Source organism: uncultured Microbacterium sp., from assembly GCF_964244775.1.
In the GTDB taxonomy this organism is placed as follows: Bacteria; Actinomycetota; Actinomycetes; order Actinomycetales; family Microbacteriaceae; genus Microbacterium.
Genome location: NZ_CAXTJR010000010.1, coordinates 20,923 through 43,176 on the forward strand (window position 1 = coordinate 20,923; position 22,254 = coordinate 43,176).

At 67.5% G+C, this 22,254-nt stretch carries 18 protein-coding genes; 11 read left to right on the forward strand and 7 right to left on the reverse strand.

The annotated features are described in order from the left end of the window. Window positions 1-8: 8 nt before the first annotated feature. Genes ACFE6Z_RS13835 through ACFE6Z_RS13850 form a run of 4 tightly spaced genes read right to left on the reverse strand, consistent with a single transcriptional unit; the run spans window position 9 to window position 5,981 of the window. A complete protein-coding gene (locus tag ACFE6Z_RS13835) occupies window positions 9-2,846 on the reverse strand; it encodes an FAD-binding and (Fe-S)-binding domain-containing protein (RefSeq protein WP_375386275.1) in 2,838 nt (945 codons plus the stop codon). Then, window positions 2,846-3,907, reverse strand: coding sequence for a DUF4432 family protein (locus tag ACFE6Z_RS13840; protein ID WP_375386276.1), 1,062 nt, complete (start codon window positions 3,905-3,907; stop codon window positions 2,846-2,848). The genes ACFE6Z_RS13835 and ACFE6Z_RS13840 overlap by 1 nt, the downstream gene beginning before the upstream one ends. Then, window positions 3,907-4,941, reverse strand: a complete 1,035-nt coding sequence (locus tag ACFE6Z_RS13845) for a class I mannose-6-phosphate isomerase (RefSeq protein WP_375386277.1) — start codon at window positions 4,939-4,941, stop codon at window positions 3,907-3,909. The genes ACFE6Z_RS13840 and ACFE6Z_RS13845 overlap by 1 nt, the downstream gene beginning before the upstream one ends. Continuing rightward, a complete protein-coding gene (locus ACFE6Z_RS13850) occupies window positions 4,938-5,981 on the reverse strand; it encodes a carbohydrate kinase family protein (RefSeq protein ID WP_375386278.1) in 1,044 nt (347 codons plus the stop codon). The genes ACFE6Z_RS13845 and ACFE6Z_RS13850 overlap by 4 nt, the downstream gene beginning before the upstream one ends. Window positions 5,982-6,106: 125 nt before the next feature. Between ACFE6Z_RS13850 and ACFE6Z_RS13855 the strand changes: the two genes are divergently transcribed. The 8 genes from ACFE6Z_RS13855 (at window position 6,107) to ACFE6Z_RS13890 (ending at window position 14,648) form a co-directional block, all read left to right on the forward strand. Beyond that, the gene (locus ACFE6Z_RS13855; RefSeq protein WP_375386279.1) at window positions 6,107-6,952 is read left to right on the forward strand and encodes a class I fructose-bisphosphate aldolase; all 846 of its coding nucleotides are present in this window, start codon (window positions 6,107-6,109) and stop codon (window positions 6,950-6,952) included. Further along, complete coding sequence (locus tag ACFE6Z_RS13860; RefSeq protein ID WP_375386280.1) at window positions 6,949-8,091, forward strand: Gfo/Idh/MocA family protein; 1,143 nt, start codon at window positions 6,949-6,951, stop codon at window positions 8,089-8,091. Before ACFE6Z_RS13855 ends, ACFE6Z_RS13860 begins: the two co-directional genes overlap by 4 nt. 33 nt (window positions 8,092-8,124) lie before the next feature. Then, window positions 8,125-8,973 (forward strand): fumarylacetoacetate hydrolase family protein, encoded by an 849-nt coding sequence (locus tag ACFE6Z_RS13865; protein ID WP_375386281.1) that lies wholly within the window; start codon window positions 8,125-8,127, stop codon window positions 8,971-8,973. Window positions 8,974-8,995: 22 nt separating this feature from the next. Next, window positions 8,996-9,763 carry an SDR family NAD(P)-dependent oxidoreductase gene (locus ACFE6Z_RS13870; RefSeq protein ID WP_375386282.1) on the forward strand — a complete coding sequence of 256 codons (768 nt, stop codon included), beginning with the start codon at window positions 8,996-8,998 and terminating at the stop codon, window positions 9,761-9,763. Between the two features lie 159 nt (window positions 9,764-9,922). Beyond that, window positions 9,923-11,410: a CoA-acylating methylmalonate-semialdehyde dehydrogenase gene (locus ACFE6Z_RS13875; RefSeq protein ID WP_375386283.1), complete on the forward strand. Its 1,488-nt coding sequence runs from the start codon at window positions 9,923-9,925 to the stop codon at window positions 11,408-11,410. Between the two features lie 7 nt (window positions 11,411-11,417). After that, window positions 11,418-12,794, forward strand: a complete 1,377-nt coding sequence (locus ACFE6Z_RS13880; protein ID WP_375386284.1) for an aspartate aminotransferase family protein — start codon at window positions 11,418-11,420, stop codon at window positions 12,792-12,794. A 61-nt stretch (window positions 12,795-12,855) separates the two neighbouring features. Then, window positions 12,856-14,298: an NAD(P)/FAD-dependent oxidoreductase gene (locus tag ACFE6Z_RS13885; protein WP_375386285.1), complete on the forward strand. Its 1,443-nt coding sequence runs from the start codon at window positions 12,856-12,858 to the stop codon at window positions 14,296-14,298. Continuing rightward, window positions 14,295-14,648, forward strand: coding sequence for a cupin domain-containing protein (locus ACFE6Z_RS13890; RefSeq protein ID WP_375386286.1), 354 nt, complete (start codon window positions 14,295-14,297; stop codon window positions 14,646-14,648). The genes ACFE6Z_RS13885 and ACFE6Z_RS13890 overlap by 4 nt, the downstream gene beginning before the upstream one ends. Here the strand turns inward: ACFE6Z_RS13890 and ACFE6Z_RS13895 are convergent. Both ACFE6Z_RS13895 and ACFE6Z_RS13900 read right to left on the reverse strand, forming a co-directional pair. Beyond that, the gene (locus tag ACFE6Z_RS13895; RefSeq protein ID WP_375386287.1) at window positions 14,638-16,191 is read right to left on the reverse strand and encodes a PucR family transcriptional regulator ligand-binding domain-containing protein; all 1,554 of its coding nucleotides are present in this window, start codon (window positions 16,189-16,191) and stop codon (window positions 14,638-14,640) included. The two genes, ACFE6Z_RS13890 and ACFE6Z_RS13895, sit on opposite strands and share 11 nt — an antisense overlap. 53 nt (window positions 16,192-16,244) lie before the next feature. After that, window positions 16,245-16,682, reverse strand: coding sequence for an Lrp/AsnC family transcriptional regulator (locus tag ACFE6Z_RS13900; protein WP_375386288.1), 438 nt, complete (start codon window positions 16,680-16,682; stop codon window positions 16,245-16,247). Window positions 16,683-16,903: 221 nt separating this feature from the next. Between ACFE6Z_RS13900 and ACFE6Z_RS13905 the strand changes: the two genes are divergently transcribed. Together ACFE6Z_RS13905 and ACFE6Z_RS13910 are read left to right on the forward strand one after the other, a co-directional pair. Beyond that, window positions 16,904-18,217 (forward strand): amidohydrolase family protein, encoded by a 1,314-nt coding sequence (locus ACFE6Z_RS13905; RefSeq protein WP_375386289.1) that lies wholly within the window; start codon window positions 16,904-16,906, stop codon window positions 18,215-18,217. Further along, the gene (locus ACFE6Z_RS13910; protein ID WP_375386290.1) at window positions 18,217-19,680 is read left to right on the forward strand and encodes an APC family permease; all 1,464 of its coding nucleotides are present in this window, start codon (window positions 18,217-18,219) and stop codon (window positions 19,678-19,680) included. Before ACFE6Z_RS13905 ends, ACFE6Z_RS13910 begins: the two co-directional genes overlap by 1 nt. 6 nt (window positions 19,681-19,686) lie before the next feature. On the opposite strand, the gene ACFE6Z_RS13915 is transcribed toward ACFE6Z_RS13910, so the two are convergent. Continuing rightward, window positions 19,687-20,385: a TetR/AcrR family transcriptional regulator gene (locus ACFE6Z_RS13915; protein ID WP_375386291.1), complete on the reverse strand. Its 699-nt coding sequence runs from the start codon at window positions 20,383-20,385 to the stop codon at window positions 19,687-19,689. A gap of 173 nt (window positions 20,386-20,558) precedes the next feature. Between ACFE6Z_RS13915 and ACFE6Z_RS13920 the strand changes: the two genes are divergently transcribed. Continuing rightward, window positions 20,559-22,220, forward strand: a complete 1,662-nt coding sequence (locus ACFE6Z_RS13920) for an amidohydrolase (RefSeq protein WP_375386292.1) — start codon at window positions 20,559-20,561, stop codon at window positions 22,218-22,220. Window positions 22,221-22,254: the final 34 nt, after the last annotated feature.

Consider the following 22,254-nt stretch of genomic DNA (forward strand, 5'->3'; position numbering starts at 1 on the left):
CTCGGAGCCTACTCGACCACCGGTGAAACGGGCCGGGTGGCCTCCTCGAGCAGTTCGAGCAAGTGCCGATAGTTCTGCCCGGTCGCCCGAGACATCCCGATCTCACACGTTCTGTTCGCAGACGCGTAGTGGTCGAACTCGCGCGAGGCGATCTCGTGCGCCTCGCGCTCCGTCGCGGCGGCGGTCAGTTCGGGGTGCAGCATCCCCCGGTCGCCGGCGAATGCACAGCATCCCCAGTCCACCGGGGTATAGACGTCGTCGGAGATGAAGCGGGCGATCGAATCCATCGAGCCGTTGATCCCCAGGTCGACGGTCGAGCACGTGTGGTGCAAGGCGACCGACCCGGCGGGCGCCGTGACCGTGAGCCGATCCAGCATCACCGTGTCGACGAACTCGACGGCATCCATGAAGACGAGATCGGTGAACGGCGAGCCGGGCTCTGCGGCGATGGCGCGCATCGTCTCGAGTCCTTCGGTGCAGGAGGCGGCGTCGCACACGATGGGCAGCTGCCCGTTGCGGCTCGCCTCCTGGAGTGCGGGGAGCACCTGCGATGCCATCTGCTCGTACCCCACCGAGTAGCCCTTGGACTTCCATGGCGTTCCGCAGCACAGCGACGGCAGGTCGTCCGGGATCGCGAGGCGAACCGATGCGCGTTCGCAGAGTTCGAGGAACGCGTGCGACACACCCCCAGAACCTTCTGCGGGCCCGAACATCGTGTTGATGCACGCCGCAAAGTAGACCGCCTGAGCGCTGTCATCGATTCGGCCCTTCGGCCGACGAGACCCACCGCCCGGCAGCGCCCGGTCGTACAAGGGCACCGTTTCGTGGCCCAGAATCGCGCGGCCGACCTTCGTCGCCATCGTGGGCAGCAGCGAGGGCATGACTTTCGCGGCAGTCATGGCCACGCCGCCCGCTACGGTCACCGCGCCCCACTGCCGGGCGGCAGCATCCCACACACCCTGCTCGAGGCGCCCGCGCGATTCCTGCCGCAACCGGCGCACCAGGTCGCCGGTGTTGATGTCGACGGGGCAGGCGTTCTTGCACATGCCGTCCACGGCACATGTCTCGACGCCGTCGTACTCGTAGTCGTCTTGCAGGTCTCGCAGCAGTTCGACGTTTCCCTCCGCCTCCGCAATCTGCATCTCGCGACGAAGAGCAATGCGCTGCCGCGGAGTCAAGGTGAGCGTCTTGCTGGGGCAGGCCGGTTCGCAGTAGCCGCACTCGACGCACCGATCGACTTCGTTCTCGACCGACGGCACCCGCTTGAGGTCGGCCAGGTACGAGTCGGGGTCATCAGAGAGCAGCACTCCCGGATTGAGCAGCCCGGTCGGATCGCACAGGGTCTTCACGGTCGTCATGACGTCATAAAGCTCGGCGCCGAACTGCCGCGCGACAAACGGTGCCATGATGCGGCCCGTGCCGTGCTCCGCTTTGAGTGAACCACCTGAACCGAGCACGAGGTCGACGAGGTCTTCGGTGAACTGTCGGTACCGGGCGGTCTGGTGCGGGTCGTCGAACCGCTCGTTCAGCATGAAATGGATGTTGCCATCCTTGGCGTGACCGAAGATCACGCTGTCTTCGTACCCGTGTTCGTCGAAGAGTGCGGTCAGCGACTCGCACGTGCCGAAGAGCTTCTCCACCGGCACGGCGATGTCTTCCAGCAGCGCCGTGGTTCCGCTCGGACGTGCTCCCGCGACGGTGGTGTAGAGCCCCTTTCGGGTGTGCCAAAGGGCCGCGCGCCGTGCGCTGTCCGAGGTCAGCACCGCCGGCGTCGACAGGTCGAGCTGGCGGAAGAGCTCACCGCCGAGCTCTTTCTTCTCGTCGAGATCGTGCGCCGTGCGGGCCTGGAACTCCACGAGCAGGGCGGCGTTGCCGTCGATATCGAGCGAGGCCACCTCGGTCGGGCAGTCCGGCTGCAGCTTCGCGACGGCCAGACTGGTCGCATCCATCAGCTCGACGGTTGCCAGGCCCACCGCGACCAGTTCGGGCAGCACCCGCGTCGCTTCGAGCAGCGAAGGGAACACGAGCAATCCCGTCGCGGCGTGGGGCAGGACCTCGACGGTGCGAAAGACCGCCTCGGCGACGAAGGCGAGCGTGCCCTCGCTGCCGATGATCAGGTGGGCCAGCATGTCGATCGGCCGCTCGAAGTCGACGAACGAGTTGAGCCCGTACCCCATCGTGTTCTTCATCGAGTACTGGCGGACGATCTCGGCGACCGACGTCGGATCATCGTGGATGCGGCGCCGCAGTGTCGCGAGACCTGAGTACAGGTCGGGCTCCAGTGTGCGCAGGACCTCGTCGGCGTCGGTCTCCGCGGTGTCGATGATGGTCCCGCTCGGGAGTACGAACGTCATCGATTCGAGCGTGCGGTAGGTGTTCTCGGTGATTCCGCACGCCATGCCGCTGGAGTTGTTCGCGATCACCCCGCCGATCGTGCAGGCGATCTCGCTGGCCGGGTCGGGTCCGAGGCGTCGGCCGTGACGAAGCAGATGGGCGTTCGTCTGGCGAACCGTGGCGCCCGGTTGCACCCGCACCCGCTCACCGCCATCGAGCACCGCGATCCGTTGGAACTTCGCGCGGGTGTCGACCAGGATGCTGTCGGAGATCGCCTGACCCGACAGGCTGGTGCCTCCCGACCGGAACGTCAGCGGCCGTCCGCTGGTGTGACTGGCGCGAAAGATCTCGGCCACGTCGCCGCCGGTGGCCGGAGTGGCGATCAGCTCGGGAATCTGCAGATAGTGCGATGCGTCGTGAGCCATGGCGAAGCGGTCGATCGACCTGGCCTTCACCGTGACATCGGCGGTCGACGACAATCCTTCGAGAGTGTTGCTGAGTACGGCGGGCATCAGATCTCCTGCTCGCGGCGAGCGGTGCGGGCGCCTTCGCCGCCGAAGGCGATGCGCAGCGCGTGGTGACGTGTCTCGCCCGGGTCGAGCATCGGGGCCCCGGCATGGGGCGCCTGCCTCTCATCGCCGAACAGCGGGGCGCCTGCCGGTTCGAGGGCGAGTGCCCAACGACCCCGGGTGGGGAAGACCCACTGGTAGAGGCGCGGCAGGGTGGCCGCGGTCCACGACAACTCGACCGACCGGCGGGCGTCGGGGCTGGTCACCACGGCCCGCGCGTATCCCTCAGCGTCGACGTTCGGCCCGACGTGCTCGAAGACCGCCTGCGTCACGAACGACGCCGGCTCGGGCATCCGGCGCCAGTCGGTCACCGCCGCACTGGGCAGACTGTCGAGCACCGCGTCAGCGTCCACGCGCACCTCGCTCTGTGGAACGACGAGCGGTGGCCCGAGATTGACGTGGTACATCAGGCTCAGCGGGGCAGGTTCGGGCCCGACGTTGGTGACGGCATCCGTCAGCGTCAGTACCGAACCCTCCGCGTGCTCCTGCGCGTCGATCGTGCGCTCGACCCGGAACGAGGGGCCGAACAGCGAGACGCTGTCGATCGTGGCCGAGAGCCGCGCGAAGGGACCGGCGTCGTTGATGCCGGTGCGAGTGTGGATGCTGTGGGCGGCCAGGTGGCTGTAGCTCCCGTGTTGCCCGGCACCGTGCGCCGGCTCGCCGATGTTGTCGAGACCGCACGTCGTGACCAGCCCGCCGTTGAACCGGGCGAGCCAGTCGAGGCCCTGGGGCACCGGCAGCGCCCGCGCATCCTGCACGGGCGAGAACCACGACATCGGGGTGCCGGCCCGAAAGGTGTCGCCGATGTCGAAGCCCCGGCTGGGCAGCACCTCGAACTCGAGACCATCCATCAGCCGCACCATGAGGGTGCGCTCCGGCGCGCCGCTGCCCGGTACGGCCAGTCGCTCGCGCACCGATGCGACTGCGACGGTGCTGCCGAGCAGGCCTCGGTCGACCAGGTCGCCGGCGGTCGTGCCGCTCAGGCGGTCGCTCTGCACGGTCATCACGGCAGCGGCGGGCGAGCCACGAGCACGCGGCCGTCGCCGTCCAGCCGCAGAGGACCCGCGGCGAACGGCACCAGCACCGTCATGCCCCGCACGAGCTCGATCGCCTCATCGTTCCAGCGCAGCGTGGCAGGCCCCTCGACGGCGATCAAGACGGCGAATCCCGCGGGCAGCTCGGCGGTCGTCGGGTTGCCCGGCAGCACGGAGTCGAGGCGGAAGAACGGCGCGGCACCATCGGCCAGCGCATCGCCGGCGCCCACATCCCGCCGCACGAGCGACTCGATATCGGCGTCCGACCGACCTGTCAGTTCGACCGCATCGAACGCCGTGTCGAAGCCGAGCCCGAGATGGCCGTCGATCGATCCGTCGATCTCGAACCCGTCCCATTCGAGCAGGATCGACAGGTCTTCGGGCTCTTGCACCTCGGCGAGCAGCACCCCGCTGCCGATGGCGTGCAGCAGACCGGGCGGCACGAACACGGTGTCGTTTCGGTGCACCTCGACGGCATGCATCCTCGCGAGCAGCTCGACGGTGTCTTGCCGGGCGACGATGTCGGCGACCTCCGCGCGACCGATGTCGTTGCGCAGTCCGAGGTGCACGGTCCCGGGTTCGAGGATGTACCAGGCTTCTGCCTTGCCGTGCGCGGCGCCGAGGAACGCGGCGGCGAAGGTCGAGTCGGGGTGCGCGTGTACAGGAAGCCGCTGCCCGGCATCCAACAGCTTGACCAGCAATCTGGTGTCGCTGCCGAAGCGAGCCACGTGCTCGGGGCCGAGCCACGAGAGGGGCGAGCGGGTCACCGCATCGGCGAGCAACTCGCCGTGGTCGAGCCGAGTCATGCCGACGCCGGGGTCGTTGCGCACGCTGGTCACCGACGCGACCCAGTCCTCGGGCGTGTGGGGCGGCGACGGGGGCGACGAGCGGAACTGCGAGATCTGCCCACCGCCCTGATAGAACCGCCCGGTGGGTTGATTGGACTGCAAGACGATCGGACGCGCGGCGACACCGGTGTGCGTGTGCGAGGTAGGGGTGTTCATGCGAATGTCCCGTCCAGAACGGTCGAAAGGTCAGGCGACAAGCCGAGCAGCACGTCGGGCGTCGGCCGCCTGCCACTGATCAGCGCGGCCGAACAGGTGCTCGCCAGGAGAAGGGCCTCTTCGAGGGTCGCCGAGCCGGCGACCGCGAACGCGAGCCCGGCCGACGAGGCGTCTCCGGCGCCGTTGGTCGTCACCGGATTCTCGACCGTGAGCGCAGGTTGGTGCAGTGAGCGATCGGCCCAGGAGTCGGCTAGCCCTCGCATCCCGCTCGACGCGCCGTGGAATCGCGACGCGTCCGCGGTGCGCACGAAGAGCCCGGATGCCCCGGCCGAGATGGCGACGATGCCCACACCAGCATCCACGAGCCACTGCGACAGCCTGTCGACGAGTGCGATCGAGAACCCCTCGTCGATCTGCAGGGCACTGGTCAGGTCGTCCAGGCTCGGACTGAGCAGGTCGATCGACGGGGCGAGGGTCTCGAGCGTGCGTCGCCAGTCGACGGCGCCCATCGGAGAGCGCGGGTCGACGACCGACAGATCGACCGACGTGGTCGCGCCGCGCTGCCGGGCACCGTGCAGCAGGGAACGCAGGGGGGATGCTCCGTCGGCCACCAGGGCGGGCAGCAGCGCGGGGTAGCCGACGTGCAGCAGGTCGACCGTGCTCGTCGCCAGAGAGGCGCCGTCGAACAGCGCATTCGCGCCCGTGTGATGCCAGAACGCCCGGTCGACGCCGGGCTGTTCGAGCACGAGGCTGTATGAGGTGGATGTGCCGCCATGGGCCTCGATGTGGGTGGTGTCGATGCCGGTGTCACCCAGCAGCGACGTGAGCAGGCCGCCGAGCCGGTCGTCGCCGACCCGTGCGTGGGCGTGCACCTCGGCGCCGAGGTTGGCTAGCGCCGTGCCGGTGTTGGCCACCGACCCACCGAGGGTGAGGGTGAGCTCGCCAACGTCGGTGAGCGTGCCGGGCACCATCGCTATCGCGTCGCCCAGGCGAGGTGCAAGATCGATGCAGAGGTGTCCTGCGACCGCAATGGATGGCACATTCGCCCCCTTCTTCAAGCTCGCGAACACCCGTGTGCGCGGCTAGACAACGTTATCCCATTGCGGCTACTCTGACACAGCCACGTCAGAAAGACCATCTCATTACGCACGAGGAGAGAACTCGAATGCACCACTTCCGATTGAACCGACTATTCAACGCCGACTCGGGGCGAGCCCTCGACGTCGCCGTCGACCACGGCTTCTTCGGCGAGTCCTCCTTCGTCACGGGCATCGAAGACATGCAATCGGTCGTCAGCACGCTGGTCGCCGCGAACCCCGACGCGATCCAGCTGACGATGGGGCAGGCGCGGCTGCTGCAGCAGATTCCCGGCAAGAGCAAGCCCGCCCTCGTGCTGCGCACCGATGTGGCCAACGTCTACGGCAATCCGCTGGACTCGCACATCTTCAGCCATCACGTGCCCAACGCCATCGAGGTGGCGGTGCGCATGGACGCGGTCGCCGTCTGCGCCAATCTCATGCACCTGCCGGGGCGCCCCGAGATCCGCGAAGCCAACATCCGCTCGATCATGGCGCTGCGCCAGGAGGCGACCCGCTACGGCATGCCACTGATGGTCGAGCCGCTCGTGATGCAGGACAACGCGAAGGCGGGCGGCGGCTACATGGTCGACGGCGATACCGACAAGGTGATCGCCCTGGTGCGGCAGGCCGTCGAGCTGGGCGCCGACCTGGTGAAGGCAGACCCGACCGACGACATCTCCGACTATCACCGGGTGATCGCCGTCGCCGGCGACATCCCCGTGCTCGTACGCGGAGGCGGGCGAGTGGACGACCGGACGCTGCTCGAGCGGACGGAGGCCGTGCTGAGTCAGGGAGCGCGAGGGATCGTCTACGGCCGCAACATCATCCAGCACGAGAAGCCGGGTGGCATCACCTCGGCGCTGATGTCGATGCTGCACGAAGGCGCTTCGGTCGAAGACGGGCTCCGCACGATCGCAGAGGCGGCATCATGAAGACCGTCAACGTCGCGATCATCGGCGCCGGACTGATGGGCAAAGAGATCGCCGCCGCGTTGCAGCGCTGGCCGGCACTAGTCGGTCATCCGGTGCGGCCGCGGCTGACCGCCGTCTGCGACATCAACCCCGACGCGCTGACCTGGTTCCGCGACATCGACACCGTCACGACCACCACGACCGACTATCACGAGCTGCTGACCGATCCTGACGTCGATGTCGTCTACGTCGCAGTGCGCCACGATCTGCACGAGCAGATCTACCGAGATGTCATCGCGGCGGGCAAGAGCCTGCTGGCCGAGAAGCCCTTCGGCATCGACGCGGCCGCGGCCGAACACATCATGGATGCGATCGCCGAGCATCCCGAGAGCTTCGTGCGCTGCTCGAGCGAGATGCCCTTCTTTCCGGGCGCGCAGTGGGCGATCGACTACGTGCGAAGCGGCGCGCTCGGCACGATCATCGAGGCCCGTAACAGCTTTCTGCACTCCAGCGACGTGGATGTCACGAAGCAGATCGGCTGGAAGCGGCAGAACGAGTTCTGCGGCGAAGCCGGCGTGATGAACGACCTGGGCCTGCACACGTGGCACGTTCCGCTGCGCCTGGGCTGGAAACCCGCGAGCGTCTACGCAGTCCTGCAGAACATCGTTCCCGAACGCCCCGATGCGCAAGGACGCATGGTGCCCTGCGACACGTGGGACAACGCGGTGCTGCACAGCTGGGCAGAACACGACGGTGTCGAATTTCCCCTCGCCACCGAGACCAAGCGCATCGATCCGGGCCAGAAGAACACGTGGGAGTTCGAGGCGATCGGGCTCGATGGCGGCGTGCGTTTCAGCACGAAGAACCCCAAGCGGGTCGAGGTGTTCACGTTCGCCGATGTGCCGGGAATCGGTCGTGAGCAGGTGTGGCAGCAGCTCGATGCGGGCAGCCAGTCGGCCTGGCCCACGGTCACGGGGGCGAACTTCGAGTTCGGCTTCTCGGACTCGATCCTGCAGATGTGGGCGGTCTTCCTGGCCGAGCGCGAGGGGCAGCTGGGCGAGAAGTTCGGTGCGGCGACTCCGTCCGAGGCGGCTCTGACACACTCCATCTATCGCGCGGCGATCGAATCGCACACCCAGCGCGCCGCGATCGAGCTGTGACTCCCGCCCGGTGAGCAGGCAGATGGAGACGAGATGAGACTGGCCAGGCTCGGCGACCGCGGACGCGAGAAGCCGGTGCTGATCACGGATGAGGCGGTCTACGATCTGAGCGGAATCGTCAGTGACCTCGATCCGACATCGATCGCCGACGGCGCCATCGATCGCATCCGAGCCGCCGCCGAGGCCGGTGGTCTACCGAAACTGCGCGACGCCACGGCAGCGCGCATCGGTTCGCCGATCGGGCGTCCAGCGACCATCCTGTGCATCGGGCTCAACTACGCCGCCCACGCCGCCGAGTCGGGCGCCGCGCCGCCATCCAGTCCTGTGCTGTTTCTCAAGACGCCCAACACGGTCGGCGGGCCGAACGACCGGGTGGATGTGCCCCGCACCAGCACGAAGACCGATTGGGAGGTCGAGCTCGGGGTCGTCATCGGAAAACGGGCGCTGTACCTCGACTCGCCGACCGACTCGGCCGCGCACATCGCGGGGTATGTCGCCGCGAACGATCTGTCCGAACGCGCATTCCAGCTCGAGGTCTCGGGCGGCCAATGGAGTAAGGGGAAGAGCGCGCCCGGATTCACCCCCCTCGGCCCGTGGCTCGTCACGCCTGACGAGGTGGATACCGGCAACCTGCGTCTGCGCAGCTGGGTCAATGGCGAGCCGCGCCAAGACTCGAGCACCTCAGATCTGATCTTCTCGGTCGAATACATCATCTGGCATCTGAGTCAGTTCCTCGCCCTCGAGCCCGGCGATGTCGTGCTCACCGGCACGCCCGAAGGTGTCGCTCTGTCGGGTCGCTTCCCCTACATCACCGCCGGTGACGTCGTAGAGATCGAGATCGAGGGGCTGGGTCGTCAGCGCCAGGAGTTCGGGCAGGCCTGAATTGCCCCGGAGAGCAGGAGACGTGCCGCAGGAGTTCGAGGGGCTCATCGCCATCGTGACGGGCGGGGCATCCGGAATCGGGGCCGCCGTCACCCGCCAGCTGCTCGATCGGGGCGCCCAGGTCGCGGTGCTCGACATCAACGTCGACGGTGCGAATGCCGGCGCCCTTGCAGTGGCGACGGACGTCGGCAACGACGCGTCGGTGCGCGCTGCGGTCGAGGCGGTCGCCGCGCGCTTCGGGGGCATCGACATCCTGATCAACAATGCCGGCATCGGTGCCCAGGGCACGGTCGAAGACAATCCGGATGACGAGTGGGCGCGAGTGTTCAACGTCAATGTGACGGGTATGGCGCGGCTCAGCCGCGCCGCGCTTCCGCATTTGCGCGCCTCGTCGCACGCGGCCATCGTCAACACCTGCTCGGTCGCAGCGACGGCCGGCCTGCCGCAGCGCGCGCTCTACAGCGCCTCGAAGGGTGCCGTACTCGCGCTCACCAGAGCCATGGCCGCCGACCATCTGCGCGAGGGGGTGCGCGTGAACTGCGTGAATCCCGGAACGGCCGACACCCCGTGGGTGGCCCGCCTGCTCGATAGCGCAGCCGATCCCGCCGCCGAACGGGCCGCCCTCGAGGCACGTCAGCCGCACGGGCGCCTGGTGTCGATGGACGAGATCGCCGATGCGATCCTCTATCTGGCGAGCCCGCGCTCGTCATCCACCACGGGTGCGAGCATTGCGGTCGATGGCGGCATGCAGAATCTCAGGCTTCGCCCGCAGGAGCCGGCGGCCTCGTAGTTCCGCAGCAGCTTTCGAACGATCTGTGCGGCGGCGACCCTTTTTCGCGACGGGTTGCCGGGTCCGCGTCTGGGTGCCGGCTGGAACACTGAGAAGACGTGGCTCGACCTCCCCCGACATCGGCCGCGCGTCTGCTGCCCGCGCTCAAAGGAGTGATCCATGTCTCTCATCCGTCATCACATCGGGGGTGTCGAATCCGGCGCTGCTGAGCGGAGCGGACCAGTGTTCGATCCGGCGACCGGGCAGTCCCACCGCCGTGTCGCTTTCGCGAGCCCCGTCGAGGTCGACGACGCGGTCAGAGCCGCCAAGGCGGCGCTCCCCGCCTGGCGAGCGACCGGTCTGATCAAGCGCGCCGATGTGTTCTTCCGGCTGCGCCAACTGCTCGTCGAGCGGCAGGACGAACTCGCGCAGATCATCACCAGTGAGCACGGAAAGGTGCTCTCCGACGCCAAGGGCGAGATCAGCCGGGGCATCGAGAATGTCGAGTTCGCCGCCGGGCTTGCCCACCTCTTGAAGAGCGAGCACTCCGAGCAGGTCGCTCGAGGTGTGGATGTCCACTCCGTCAAGCAGCCCGTCGGAGTCGTCGCCGCGGTCACACCATTCAATTTCCCCGTGATGGTGCCGTTGTGGATGACGGCGACCGCAATCGCCTGCGGCAACACCGTGATCCTCAAACCCAGTGAGAAGACGCCGAGCGCCGCGATCTTCCTGGCTCGGCTGTACGAAGAGGCAGGACTCCCGCCCGGAGTGCTGAACGTCGTCCACGGCGACCGGGTCGCGGTGGACACACTCCTGGAGAGCCCGGACGTGCGCGCGATCAGCTTCGTGGGTTCCACGCCGGTGGCTCGCGACCTCTACCAGCGGGCCGCGGCGAAAGGCAAGCGCGTCCAGGCACTCGGCGGCGCCAAGAACCACATGGTCGTCATGCCGGATGCCGAAATCGCCCAGGCGGCCGACGCCGCGGTCTCGGCCGCGTACGGCTCGGCCGGCGAGCGGTGCATGGCAGTCTCGGTGCTCGTCGCCGTCGGCGCCCAGACCGCGGACGATCTCGTCGCAGCAATTGCGGAACGGGTCGCGGTGCTGCAGATCGGGCCCGGGACGGATGCCGCGTCCGACATGGGACCGCTCATCACGGCCGAGCACCGCGATCGGGTGGCGGGCTACGTGACAGGCGCCGAAGCGGAGGGCGCGACCGTCGTGATCGACGGCACGACCGAGCAGTTCGACGGCGATGGATTCTTCCTCGGGGCGAGCCTCATCGATCACGTGCGCCCCGGCACGAAGGTCTACGACGATGAGATCTTCGGGCCGGTGCTCGCGGTCGTGCGGGTCGAGTCGTACGACGAGGCCGTCGCGCTCGTCAACGCGAGCCCGTACGCCAACGGGACCGCGCTGTTCACGCGCGACGGTGCCACAGCCCGAAACTTCGAGTTCGACATCGAGGTCGGGATGGTGGGTGTCAACGTCGCGATTCCCGTGCCGGTCGGGTCGTACTCGTTCGGCGGCTGGCGGAATTCACTCTTCGGTGACACCCATATCTACGGGCCGGAATCGATCAACTTCTACACCCGATCCAAGGTCGTCACCTCGCGGTGGCCCGACCGCTCACCCTCCGCCGTCTCGCTCGGCTTTCCCAGCAACCACTGAGGCACACATGAACTCCACTGTCATCGACGCCTTCGCCGTCATCGACCCCGAAGCGGAGGTGAGGATCAGGTCTGACGACCGTCGCCATGTCTTCCACTCGTGGAGCGCGCAGGGTGCGATCGACCCGCTTCCCGTCGCTTCTGGTCGTGGCGCGACCTTCTGGGACTACGCGGGCAATTCCTACCTGGACTTCTCGTCGCAGCTGGTCAACCTGAACCTCGGGCACCAGCATCCTGATCTGGTCCGCGCGATCCAGGACCAGGCGGGCCGGCTCGCCACCATTCAGCCGTCGGTGGCCAACGACGTCCGCGGTGAGCTCGCCCGCCTCATCTCGGGCGTTGCCGGCGACGGATTCACGAAGGTGTTCTTCACCAACGGCGGCGCCGACGCGAACGAGAACGCCGTGCGGATGGCTCGCCTGGTGACCGGCAAGCGCAAAGTGCTGTCGGCATACCGCAGCTACCACGGCAACACCACGACGGCCATTTCGCTGACCGGTGACCCCCGCCGGTGGGCGAACGAACCCGGCGATGGTTCGGTCGCGCACTTCTTCGGGCCCTACCTGTATCGATCGGCATTCCATGCGACCACGCCCGAGGAAGAGTCCGAGCGCGCGCTGGCGCACCTCGAGCAGGTCATCGTGCTGGAGGGGGCCTCGACGATCGGGGCCATCGTGTTGGAGACGATCGTCGGCACGAACGGAGTGCTCATCCCGCCGCCTGGTTACCTCGAGGGTGTGCGCGCACTCTGCGACAAGTACGGGATCATCTGGATCGCCGACGAAGTGATGGTCGGGTTCGGACGCGTGGGGGAGTGGTTCGCCTTCCAGGCGTTCGGCGCGACCCCCGACCTCATCACCTTCGCCAAGGGCGTCAATTCGGGCTATGTGCCGCTGGGCGGAGTCGTGATCTCCGACCGGATCGCCGCGCACTTCGACGCGGTCCCGTTTCCGGGGGGCCTGACCTACTCGGGTCATCCGCTTGCCTGTGCGGCAGGCGTCGCCACCTTCGGCGTCTTCGAGCGCGAGAACATCCTCGAGCGGGTGCGCGATCTCGGCACTCGGGTCGTCGCCCCGCGTCTGGCGGCGATCGCCGAGCGCCATGAGTCGGTGGGCGAGACACGGGGGATGGGGCTGTTCTGGGCGATCGAACTCGTCAAAGACCGAACCACCAGAGAGCCGCTGGTGCCGTTCAACGCGAGCGGAGCCGACGCTGCCCCGGTCGCGGCAGTCGCGGCAGCGTGCCGGAAGGCCGGGCTGTCTCCATTCACGCACTTCAACCGCGTGCACGTGGCGCCACCTCTCGTCATCTCGGAATCCGACCTCAGCGATGGCTTGGACATCATCGACGACGCACTGGACGAAGCAGACAAATACCTCGCGTGAGAAACCGACCCGCCCCGTGCGGGGTCTGCACCTGAGACAATCGAGCCACAAGGAGAACGACATGGGATCCATCGTCTTCGAGCGAGAGCGCCCGGCAGCTTCCGAGGTGGCGCACAGCCTCGCCGACACCGCGCAAAGAGTGTTCTGGCTCGACGACCTCGGCACAGTCGCTCGCTACCCCACCCTGCACGGCGAGGTCGTGGCAGACCTCGTGATCGTGGGGGGCGGGTACACCGGCCTGTGGACGGCACTGCTCGCCAAGCGACGAAATCCTGACGCCCGGGTCATCGTCGTCGAGGCCGCCACCATCGGGTGGGCGGCGTCCGGGCGCAACGGCGGGTTCGTCGAGGCCAGCGTGACGCACGGTCGCGACAACGGGCTCTCGCGCTGGCCCGACGAGATCGAGCTCCTCGACGAACTCGGACTGCGGAATCTCGACGGCATCGAGGCGGATGTCGCGTCGTGGGGCATCGACGCGGATTTCGAGCGCGTGGGCTCGCTCACCGTAGCGATCGAGCCGCACCAGCTCGAATGGCTCGATGAGGCGGCGAAGGATGCTGCGGCCCGCGGGGATGACACGCTCGTCTCCCTGGACCGATCCGCCGTGCGCGCTTCTGTCGCCTCTCCCACGTACCTCGGCGCCCTGTGGGACACCCGCGGCTGCGCCCTCGTCCACCCGGCGAAACTCGCCGCCGAGCTTGCCCGAGTGGCCACGGAGCAGGGGGTGCAGATCTTCGAGCGATCGCTCGTGAAGGGGATCGAGACTCGGCAGAAGAGTGGTCCGCTACGCGTGAGGACCGCAGACGGCGTCGTCAGCGCAGCATCCGTCGCCCTGGCGACGAACGTGTTCCCGTCGCTGCTTCGCCGCAACGCCCTCATGACCGTGCCGGTCTACGACTACGTCCTGATGACCGAGCCGCTCTCCGCTGAGCAGCTCGCCGACATCGGATGGCGCGATCGCCAGGGGATTTCCGATATGGCGAATCAGTTCCACTACTACCGGCTCACGCGCGACAACCGCATCCTGTGGGGCGGATATGACGCGGTGTACCGGTACGGGCGCAAGGTGCGGGCGCAGTACGAGGATCGGCCGCAGACCTTCCAGACCCTCGCCAGTCACTTCTTCACGACGTTCCCTCAGCTGGCAGGGCTCAGGTTCAGCCACAAATGGGCGGGCGCGATCGACACCTCCACGCAGTTCAGCGCGTTCTTCGGCGCGGCGCGTGGCGGCCGGGTCGCGTACGCGACCGGGTTCACCGGGCTCGGTGTGGGCGCCAGCCGGTTTGCCGGCGACGTCATGCTCGATCTGCTCGACGGCGCGGACACCGAGCGCACCCGGCTCGAAATGGTGCGCAAACGCCCGCTGCCGTTCCCGCCCGAACCCGCCGCCGCGATCGGCGTCACCGTCACGAAATGGTCGCTCGATCGCGCGGACCACAACGAGGGCAGGCGCAACGTTCTGCTGAAGACGCTCGACGCTCTCGGCCTCGGGTTCGACTCGTGAGCGCCGAACTCGTTGCGGGCGTCGCCATCGACGCGAGTTCCATCGATGCCGCGTTCGAAGCTCTGCCTCCGGAGCAGGTCGTGAACGGAGCGCCACTCGCCCGCGCGCACGACCTCCTGGCGCTCCCTGGCGGCGCGATCGGCGTCTGGGAGATGACGGCCGGGGTGGCCACCTCGATCGAAGAAGACGAAGTCTTCGTCGTTCTCGGGGGATCCGCCACGATCGAGTTCGACGAACCGCCGCTTCCGCCCGTGGACCTGGGCCCCGGAGTGATCGTGCGGCTGGCGGCGGGCATGCGCACCACCTGGACGGTGCGCGAGACCATCTCGAAGGTCTACATCACCCTCTGACGCGCGGGCCCGCGACGTTGCGTGCGAGCAGCGCCAGATGCAGCGCGGTCAGTGTCTCGCCGTCGTCGAGGTCGACGTCGAGGAGGTCGCTGATGAGCGCGAGGCGCTGGTAGAACACCGAGCGCGAGAGATGCGATCGGGATGCCGCGGCGGTGCGGTTGCCCGGATGCGCCAGCAACGCGGCCAGCACGGTGAGCAGATCGCCTCCGTGTGCGATGTCGTAGTCGACCAGGGGGGCCAGGGTGCGCTCCGCGTGCTCGCGAAGGCGATGATCATCGCGCAGGCTCGTGACGACGCGCGCCATCGGCCGGTCGCCGGTGCGGCGGATCCGGTCACCTGCGTGCGACTCGCCGGCCAAAAGGATCGCCTGCTGGAGGGAGGCGATGGCGCCATCGACATCGCGAGCGCTGTCGCCGACAGAGATCGTCGCCGTGTCGGCGGCGCCGACGGCGTCGGAGAATCGCCGCGCCGCAGCATCGTCGAAGACGATGTGCTCGGGAAGCGACAGCAGGATGATGGTGGCCGGAGATGCGAGCTCGGGCGGTGCCGGCGCGCTCAAGGCCCGTCCGGTGAGCGCTCGCGCTGCAGCATCCGTCCGTGCCGCCGAGATGGTCGCTCCCGCGATGACGATCCCGTACAACCGCGCACCCCGGACCGGAAGCCCCGACGCACGAAGTCGCTCCGCCGCGCTCGCCGCATCCGAATAGCGCCCGTCGAGCAGACTCCCGAGCAGGCGTCGCCGGCCCATCTGCGCCCATTCGTCGTTGCCTCCTCCGGCGAGGCGGCCCAGCGCGAGGGCGATGGCGCCTTGTTCGAGCACGGCGAGTCGTCCCGCGGCGTGGGGCGGTCCGGGCAGCGCGATGAGGGTTGCCCACCGCGTTCCCTGTGCCTCCACGGGAACGAGCAGCCACCCGGGGGAGGGATCGGCCCGAGTCTGCGCGCGATGCGCGAGCCGTGATCGCGCCTCCCAGTCGGCGAAGAGCCCCTCGTGGGCGAGTGGGACGTGCGCGGCGATGATCTCGTGCGAGAGATCCTCGAGGATCACAGGGGAGGCGAGGGTCGCGCCCAACTGCTCGACGACGAAATCCGCGGGAGAGCCTCGGAGAGCGAGCGCGGTGAAGCGCTCGCGCACCTCATCGCGGGCGCGGAGGGCCGCCATCTGCTCGGCGATGATGCGACTGTGCACCGCTTCGGTGATGGTGACGAACTTCACTTCGCGGTGCAGCGCGATCACAGCGAGCCGGGCGGTCTGCGCGGTCTGCACGATGACCGGGGGGACGGCGCTGTAGTGCGTGCCCAGTTCCAGGACGATGCCCGAGAGGCCGGCGGTCACCAGGTCTTCGACGAACGACGTGAGCAGGTCAGGATCGGCAGGCCAGCCCGACCCGGTCGATAGGAGCAGTTCTCCGCCGACGAGCAGGCGGGCAACGCCCGGGCTGTCCGAGGCGTGCACCCAGCGCACTCGCGCCTCGAGTGCGTCTGCTCCGACGAGCACTTCGGCGAGGCCGTCGGCGAAAGCCGGGAGGTCGAGCACTTCGCGCACGGAAGGGAGCCCTGCCGTCCAGGGCGGCCGTGAGTCGGCAGTGGCGGGCGAACTCATTCGAAGCCCGGGCGGTAGACCCACTTGACCGTACGGACGAAGGACAGGGTCTCGGTGCTGACGACCCCTTCGATAGCGCGGATGGTCTCGGTCACCGCGAGCAGATCCGAGCGATCGTGGGCCATGAGTTCGACGACGACGTCATAGCGTCCGGTCGTCGTGACGACGTAGTAGACCTGGGCGATCTCGGCGATCCGCTCACTCACCTCGCGAATGCGGGAGTCGGTACGCACGCCCAGAATGGCGGACTCGCCGAAGCCGTGCGTCTGCGGGTGAGTCATGGCGCTGATCGCGAGTATGCGCTCACTCAACAGGCGGTTCAGCCGCTGCCTCGTTGCGGGGTGGGAAAGGCCGACGCTGCGAGCCATGTCGGAGACCGACTGGCGCCCGTCGGCCTGCAGAAGCCGCACCAACGCCTTGTCGACCTCATCCAAGTCGCTCGGCGTCAGACCGTGAAATTCTCCGCTGCTCACGTACCCATCTTTCGTCATCGCGCCCCGATCTCGTTCTCGCCACTGGTGCGTTTCTACCACCAGCTACCAGAAAGGCCGTCGCGGTGGGTCAAATTTTACAAGAATGAAACTTCAAACTCTTGTACACCTCTATTTGTGTGGGATACGGTGCTTTCAAGCTACGAGAGTGAAAGCAGGCAATGATGCAGAGCATCACTACGGTCGTCAACGCAGGACGCCTCCTTGATGGCAGAGGCGGCGTGCTGGATGACGCGACGATGGTCATCCGCGACGGCGTCATCGTCGGTGTCGGCCCACGCGGGACGGTCGACGAACCCCGTGACGCGAGGGTCATCGCCGCGGACGGGTTCACGGTGATGCCCGGCATCATCGACTGCCACACGCACCTGGGTGGGGCCTCCAGCGCGGACTACTCGACGTGGGTCATCGAAGACGATCTCCGTCAGGCGGTGCTCTCGACCACGCAGATGCGCGACCTCATGGACTGGGGCGTCACGACCATCAGAGACATCTCGCGAAACGGCATCCGACTGAAGTGGGCCGTGAACAACGGCCATCTCGATGGGCCGCGGATCATCGCGTGCGGCCCAGGACTCTCCCGCACCGGCGGCCACGGCGACGCACACAACCTCAGCATCGATATGGTGCAGCGAAGCCACCCGTGGGGGATGATCGCCGACGGCCCGGAAGAGCTCCGCAAGGCGGTGCGCACGCTCAGCCGGATGGGAGCGGACGCCATCAAGGTGTGGGCCACCGGTGGAGGCATGTGGGACAAAGAACTCGAGACCGACCAGCACTACGACCTCGAGGAGTTGACCGCGATCGTTCGAGAGGCCGATCACCTGAAGATCCCGGTGCTCGTTCACGCCGAGTCGATGCCCGCGGCCAAAGACAGCATCCGTGCAGGGATCGCGACGCTCGAACACGGCGAAGAACTCGATGACGAGTGCCGATCGATGATGCTCGAGAAGGGCATCATCCACGTTCCCACGCTGCAGCTGTTCATCGGTCCCTGGTTCGACCAGTACCCGCCGCCTCCGCGCGTGGGTCTCGAAGATTGGCCAGGCGAGACCATGGCCCAGAAGGAGAAGAACCGAGTGATCGCCAACTTCACCGCATCCCGAGAGGCGGGCATCACGATCGCCGTCGGCAGCGACAGCTTCTCGAGCATCGAGGTTCCCTACGGGGCATCGACGATCGAGGAGATCCATGCCATGGTCAGAGTCGGGATGCCGGCTCTGGAGGCGATCACCGCCGCCACGTGGAACGGCGCCCGAGCGCTTCGGATCGACGGTGTCACCGGCACGCTGCAGGAGGGTTTCGCCAGCGACTTCCTCATCATCGACGGTGACCCGCTCGCCGACATCACGCACCTGACCCGCGACCGGATGGTGCACATCCAGCGCGGCACCCAGGTATGGCACGATGAGCTTTCGCCCAAGCCCGCCTACGCAAGACGCAACGACACCGGTCGTACGGCGGGGAGCGTGCAGTGATGTCGCGCACAGCATCCGAGCCCGCTCAGGGCGGGCTCCGCCGCTCCGGGCTCGGCACCTTCGATCTGGTCTTCTTCGTCGTCGCGGCGGCCGCGCCCTTGACAGTCGTGGCGGGGGTCGTTCCGCTGGCGATCCGCACCGGCGGACTCTCTGCCGCGTACGGATACATCGTTCCGGCGGTCGTGCTCGTCCTCTTCGCGATCGGGTTCACCGCGATGAGTCCGTTCATCCGCAACGCCGGCGCGTTCTACTCGTATATCTCGCAGGGGCTCGGCAAACCCATCGGCGTCGGCGGCAGCATCCTGGCCGTCGTCTCGTACAACGCCATGACGATCTGCCTCATCGCGGCGTTCGCCGTGTACGGCCAGGGGGTGCTGGCCAACTTCTTCGGCATCGATGTGCCTTGGTGGGTGATCGCCGGGATCGGCCTGGCGGGTGTCGCGCTACTCGGCTACTTCAAAGTGACGCTCGGCGCCAAGGTTCTGGGCATCGCCCTTCTTCTGGAGGTCGTCGTTCTGGTCATCTACGAGATCGCAGTGTTGACCTCTGGCGATCGGGCTTCGGTCGGCGCCGAGATCTTCTCTCCTACGGTGATGTTCGAACCGGGTTTCGGCGCGATGCTGGTGCTGACGGCGGGGGGCTTCATCGGCTTCGAGGCCACGGCGATCTACGCGGAGGAAGTGCGCGATCCCGCACGGACCGTGCCGCGAGCGACCTATATCGCGATCGGATTCCTCGCGATCTTCTACACGTTCTCGGTGTGGTGCGTTTTCATGGCGTTCGGCTCGCAGGGTGCTCTCGAATACGCCGCGAGCGACGACGTGGCCCAGATGGTGTTCACGTCGATGTCGCAGTTCGTCGGGGCATGGCTCTCGGATGTCGGGCAGGTGCTGCTGTGCACGAGCGCCTTCGCGGCGTCGCTCGCGTTTCACAATGCCGCAGCGCGCTACCACTACACCCTCGGTCGGGAGGGGATCTTCCCCGCTTCGATCGGGCGAGTGAGCGTCCGGCACGGATCACCGGTGGGTGGAGTCCTTCTCCAGGTCGTCATCACCGCCGTCGTGCTGGCGTTCGCCGCGATCGTCGGTGCAGACCCCTACCTCGTGGTCTTCCTGTGGTCCGCGGCGCCGGGAGTCCTCGGCATCCTGCTCCTGGAAGGCATCGCTGCGGTCGCAGTCGTCGCGTACTTCCGACGCGACACTCGGGGTCACAGCCGCTGGCGGGTCACCGTGGCGCCGGCCGCGGCGGCGATCGGCCTCTTCGCGCTGGTCGCTCTCAGCCTCGGGCAGCTCGATCTGCTCACGGCGGCGAGCCCTCTGGTCAACACCCTTCTGATCCTGCCGCTGCCCATCGCGATTCTGGCGGGAATCGGCGTGGCGATCTATCTGCGCCGCCGGCGCCCGGCCGTGTATGCGAACCTCAACTCGCTCGACGTGGACGAGCCGGTCGAATCCCCGCACTAGGGGCGATCAGTCGGCGGCGCGCGTCTGTCGGTGTGCGGCGCCCTCGGCGGATTCGATGATGAGTTCGACGCCGTCGAGGTAGGCCGCGACATCCGTGAGTGTGTTCAGTTCATCCCGAGCAGAGTGCACGCGCGGATATTGCGACGCATCGACATCGAGGTCGCGATCCACCCACAGAGTCTCCGACTGCGGATCGACCGAGTGCATCCGGTCTTGGGCGGCGCCCGCAGAGAACGACAGGGCGTAGATCGACCAGATGCCGTAATAGCGCACGACCTGGCGCTCATCCAGTCCGGCCGCCTCGAACGCCGCGAGGATGCCTTCCATCTGGCGCAGCTCCTGCGACCCCTTCGAGCTGAGGTGTGTCGCCTGCGAGCCGATCGCCGGATAGCGCAGGAATACGTCGAGAGTTCCGGTCGCCGATTCGCGCAGGTACGCCTTCCAGTCCGACGGCGGCACGGTGATGCGGTCGGCGGAGAGCCCGATGAGGCGGTCGATGAGCAGCCGGATGAGGTCATCCTTGTTGTCGACGTGGCGGTAGATCGCCGTCGGGTCGGCCTTCAGATGGGCGCCGAGCTCGCGTACCGAGAGAGTCTTGGCGCCGGGACGAGCCGCGATCTCCAGACCCGCCGCGACGATGGTCTCGAGGTCCAGTCGCCCGACCGGACCGCGCGATCCTGACCTGGCGCGCACTGGTGTGGGCATCTGCGCCCCTCCCTCTCGTTGGTCCGAACATATCGAACATATCTCGACCATGTTGCAATCAGTCAACACTGTTGACCAATCCAGTCAACAGTGTTGACTAATTATGCACGGGATGCGTATTCTCTCCCTCAAGCTCCAGCGACTGGGGCGCTGGCGCTTCAAGGAGGAAAGCCGTGGCAGTTGCCGATGTGGTCTTCACCGGTGGGTCGGTGTTCAGTGCCGGCGACGAGTCGTCGTCGCCCGCTGACGTGGCGATCGCCGGTGGTCGGATCATTGCGATCGGATCGCCGGAGGCGGTAGCCGAGACCATCGGCCCCGACACACGGATGATCGATACCGCCCGGCGCCTCATCGTCTCCGGCTTCCAGGATGCCCACGTGCATCCGATCATCGCGGGGCTGGAACTGCTGCGGTGCGACCTGAGCACCGCGACGAGCGCCGATGAGTGTCTGCAGATGATCTCGACGTACGCCCACACCCATCCGGACGAGCCGTGGATCACCGGCGGCGGATGGTCGATGGGGTACTTCGAGGGCGGCACGCCCACTGCAGCCGCGCTCGATGCGGTCGTCTCCGACCGCCCGGTCATCATCGTCAATCGCGATCACCACGGCGCCTGGGTCAACTCGCGGGCGCTCGAGATCGCGGGGATCACCGCCGAGACGCCCGATCCGGCCGACGGGCGCATCGAGCGACTCGCCGACGGCTCACCCTCGGGGACGCTGCACGAGGGTGCCATGGCTCTCGTCCAGCAGCATCAACCTGCGGTTGACGCTGATCTCGCCTATCAGAGCCTCCTGCGGGCGCAGGATGAGTTGCTCAGGTTCGGCATCACCAGCTGGCAGGACGCGATGGTCGGCGACGCCTTCGGGGTGTCCGACATCCTCGCGGTGTATCTGCGGGCGCAGTCGGAGGGCACCCTGAAGGTCCGCGTCACCGCCGCTCTGTGGTGGGAGCGCGACCGGGGCCTCGAGCAGGTCGAGGAGATGGCCGCACGCCGCGCGGAGATCTCGGCGCTCGGCACGCCGGAGCGGCTGCGTGCCGACACCGTGAAGATCATGGTCGACGGGGTCGCCGAGAACTTCACCGCTGCCATGTCGACTCCCTATCTCGATGGTCACGGTCACCCCACCGGCAACTCCGGCCACTCGTTCCTCGACCCGGCCGTGCTCTCTGACACGGTTGTCGCGCTCGATGCGGCCGAGTTCCAGGTCCACTTCCACGCCCTGGGCGACCGGGCGGTCACCGAAGCGCTCGACGCGCTCGAAGCCGCCGCCGCCGCCAACGCGCCGCACGAGCGCCGCCACCACCTCGCCCACCTGCAAGTGGTCGGCGAGGCCGACGTCGCGCGCTTCGCCGAACTCGGCGTGACCGCAAACCTCCAGGCGCTGTGGGCGGCCCACGAGGACCAACTGGATGAGCTCACCATTCCGTTCCTCGATCCCGCGCTGGTCGAGCGGCACTACCCGTTCGGCGACCTGGAGCGCGCCGGGGTGCGCCTCGCGGCCGGGAGTGATTGGCCCGTGACCTCGCCCGATCCGGTCGCGGCCATCCACGTCGCGGTCGGCCGGGTCGCGCATGGCTCGACGGCCGAGCCGCTCGGCCCGGAGCAGAGCCTCAGCCTCGCGAGCGCTCTTACCGCGTATACGGCGGGCAGTGCGTACGTGAACGGACGCGAGGACTCAACCGGCCGACTCGCCGTCGGCCTGCTGGCCGACCTCGTGGTCTTGGACCGCGATCCGTTCGCGCTGCCCAGTGAAGCCATCGCCGAGACCCAGGTCGTCAGCACCTGGATCGACGGCATCCCCGTCTACCAACGCGCATCAACCGACTGATCCCGTCACCCGCACCCGTCTGGAATCGAGTACA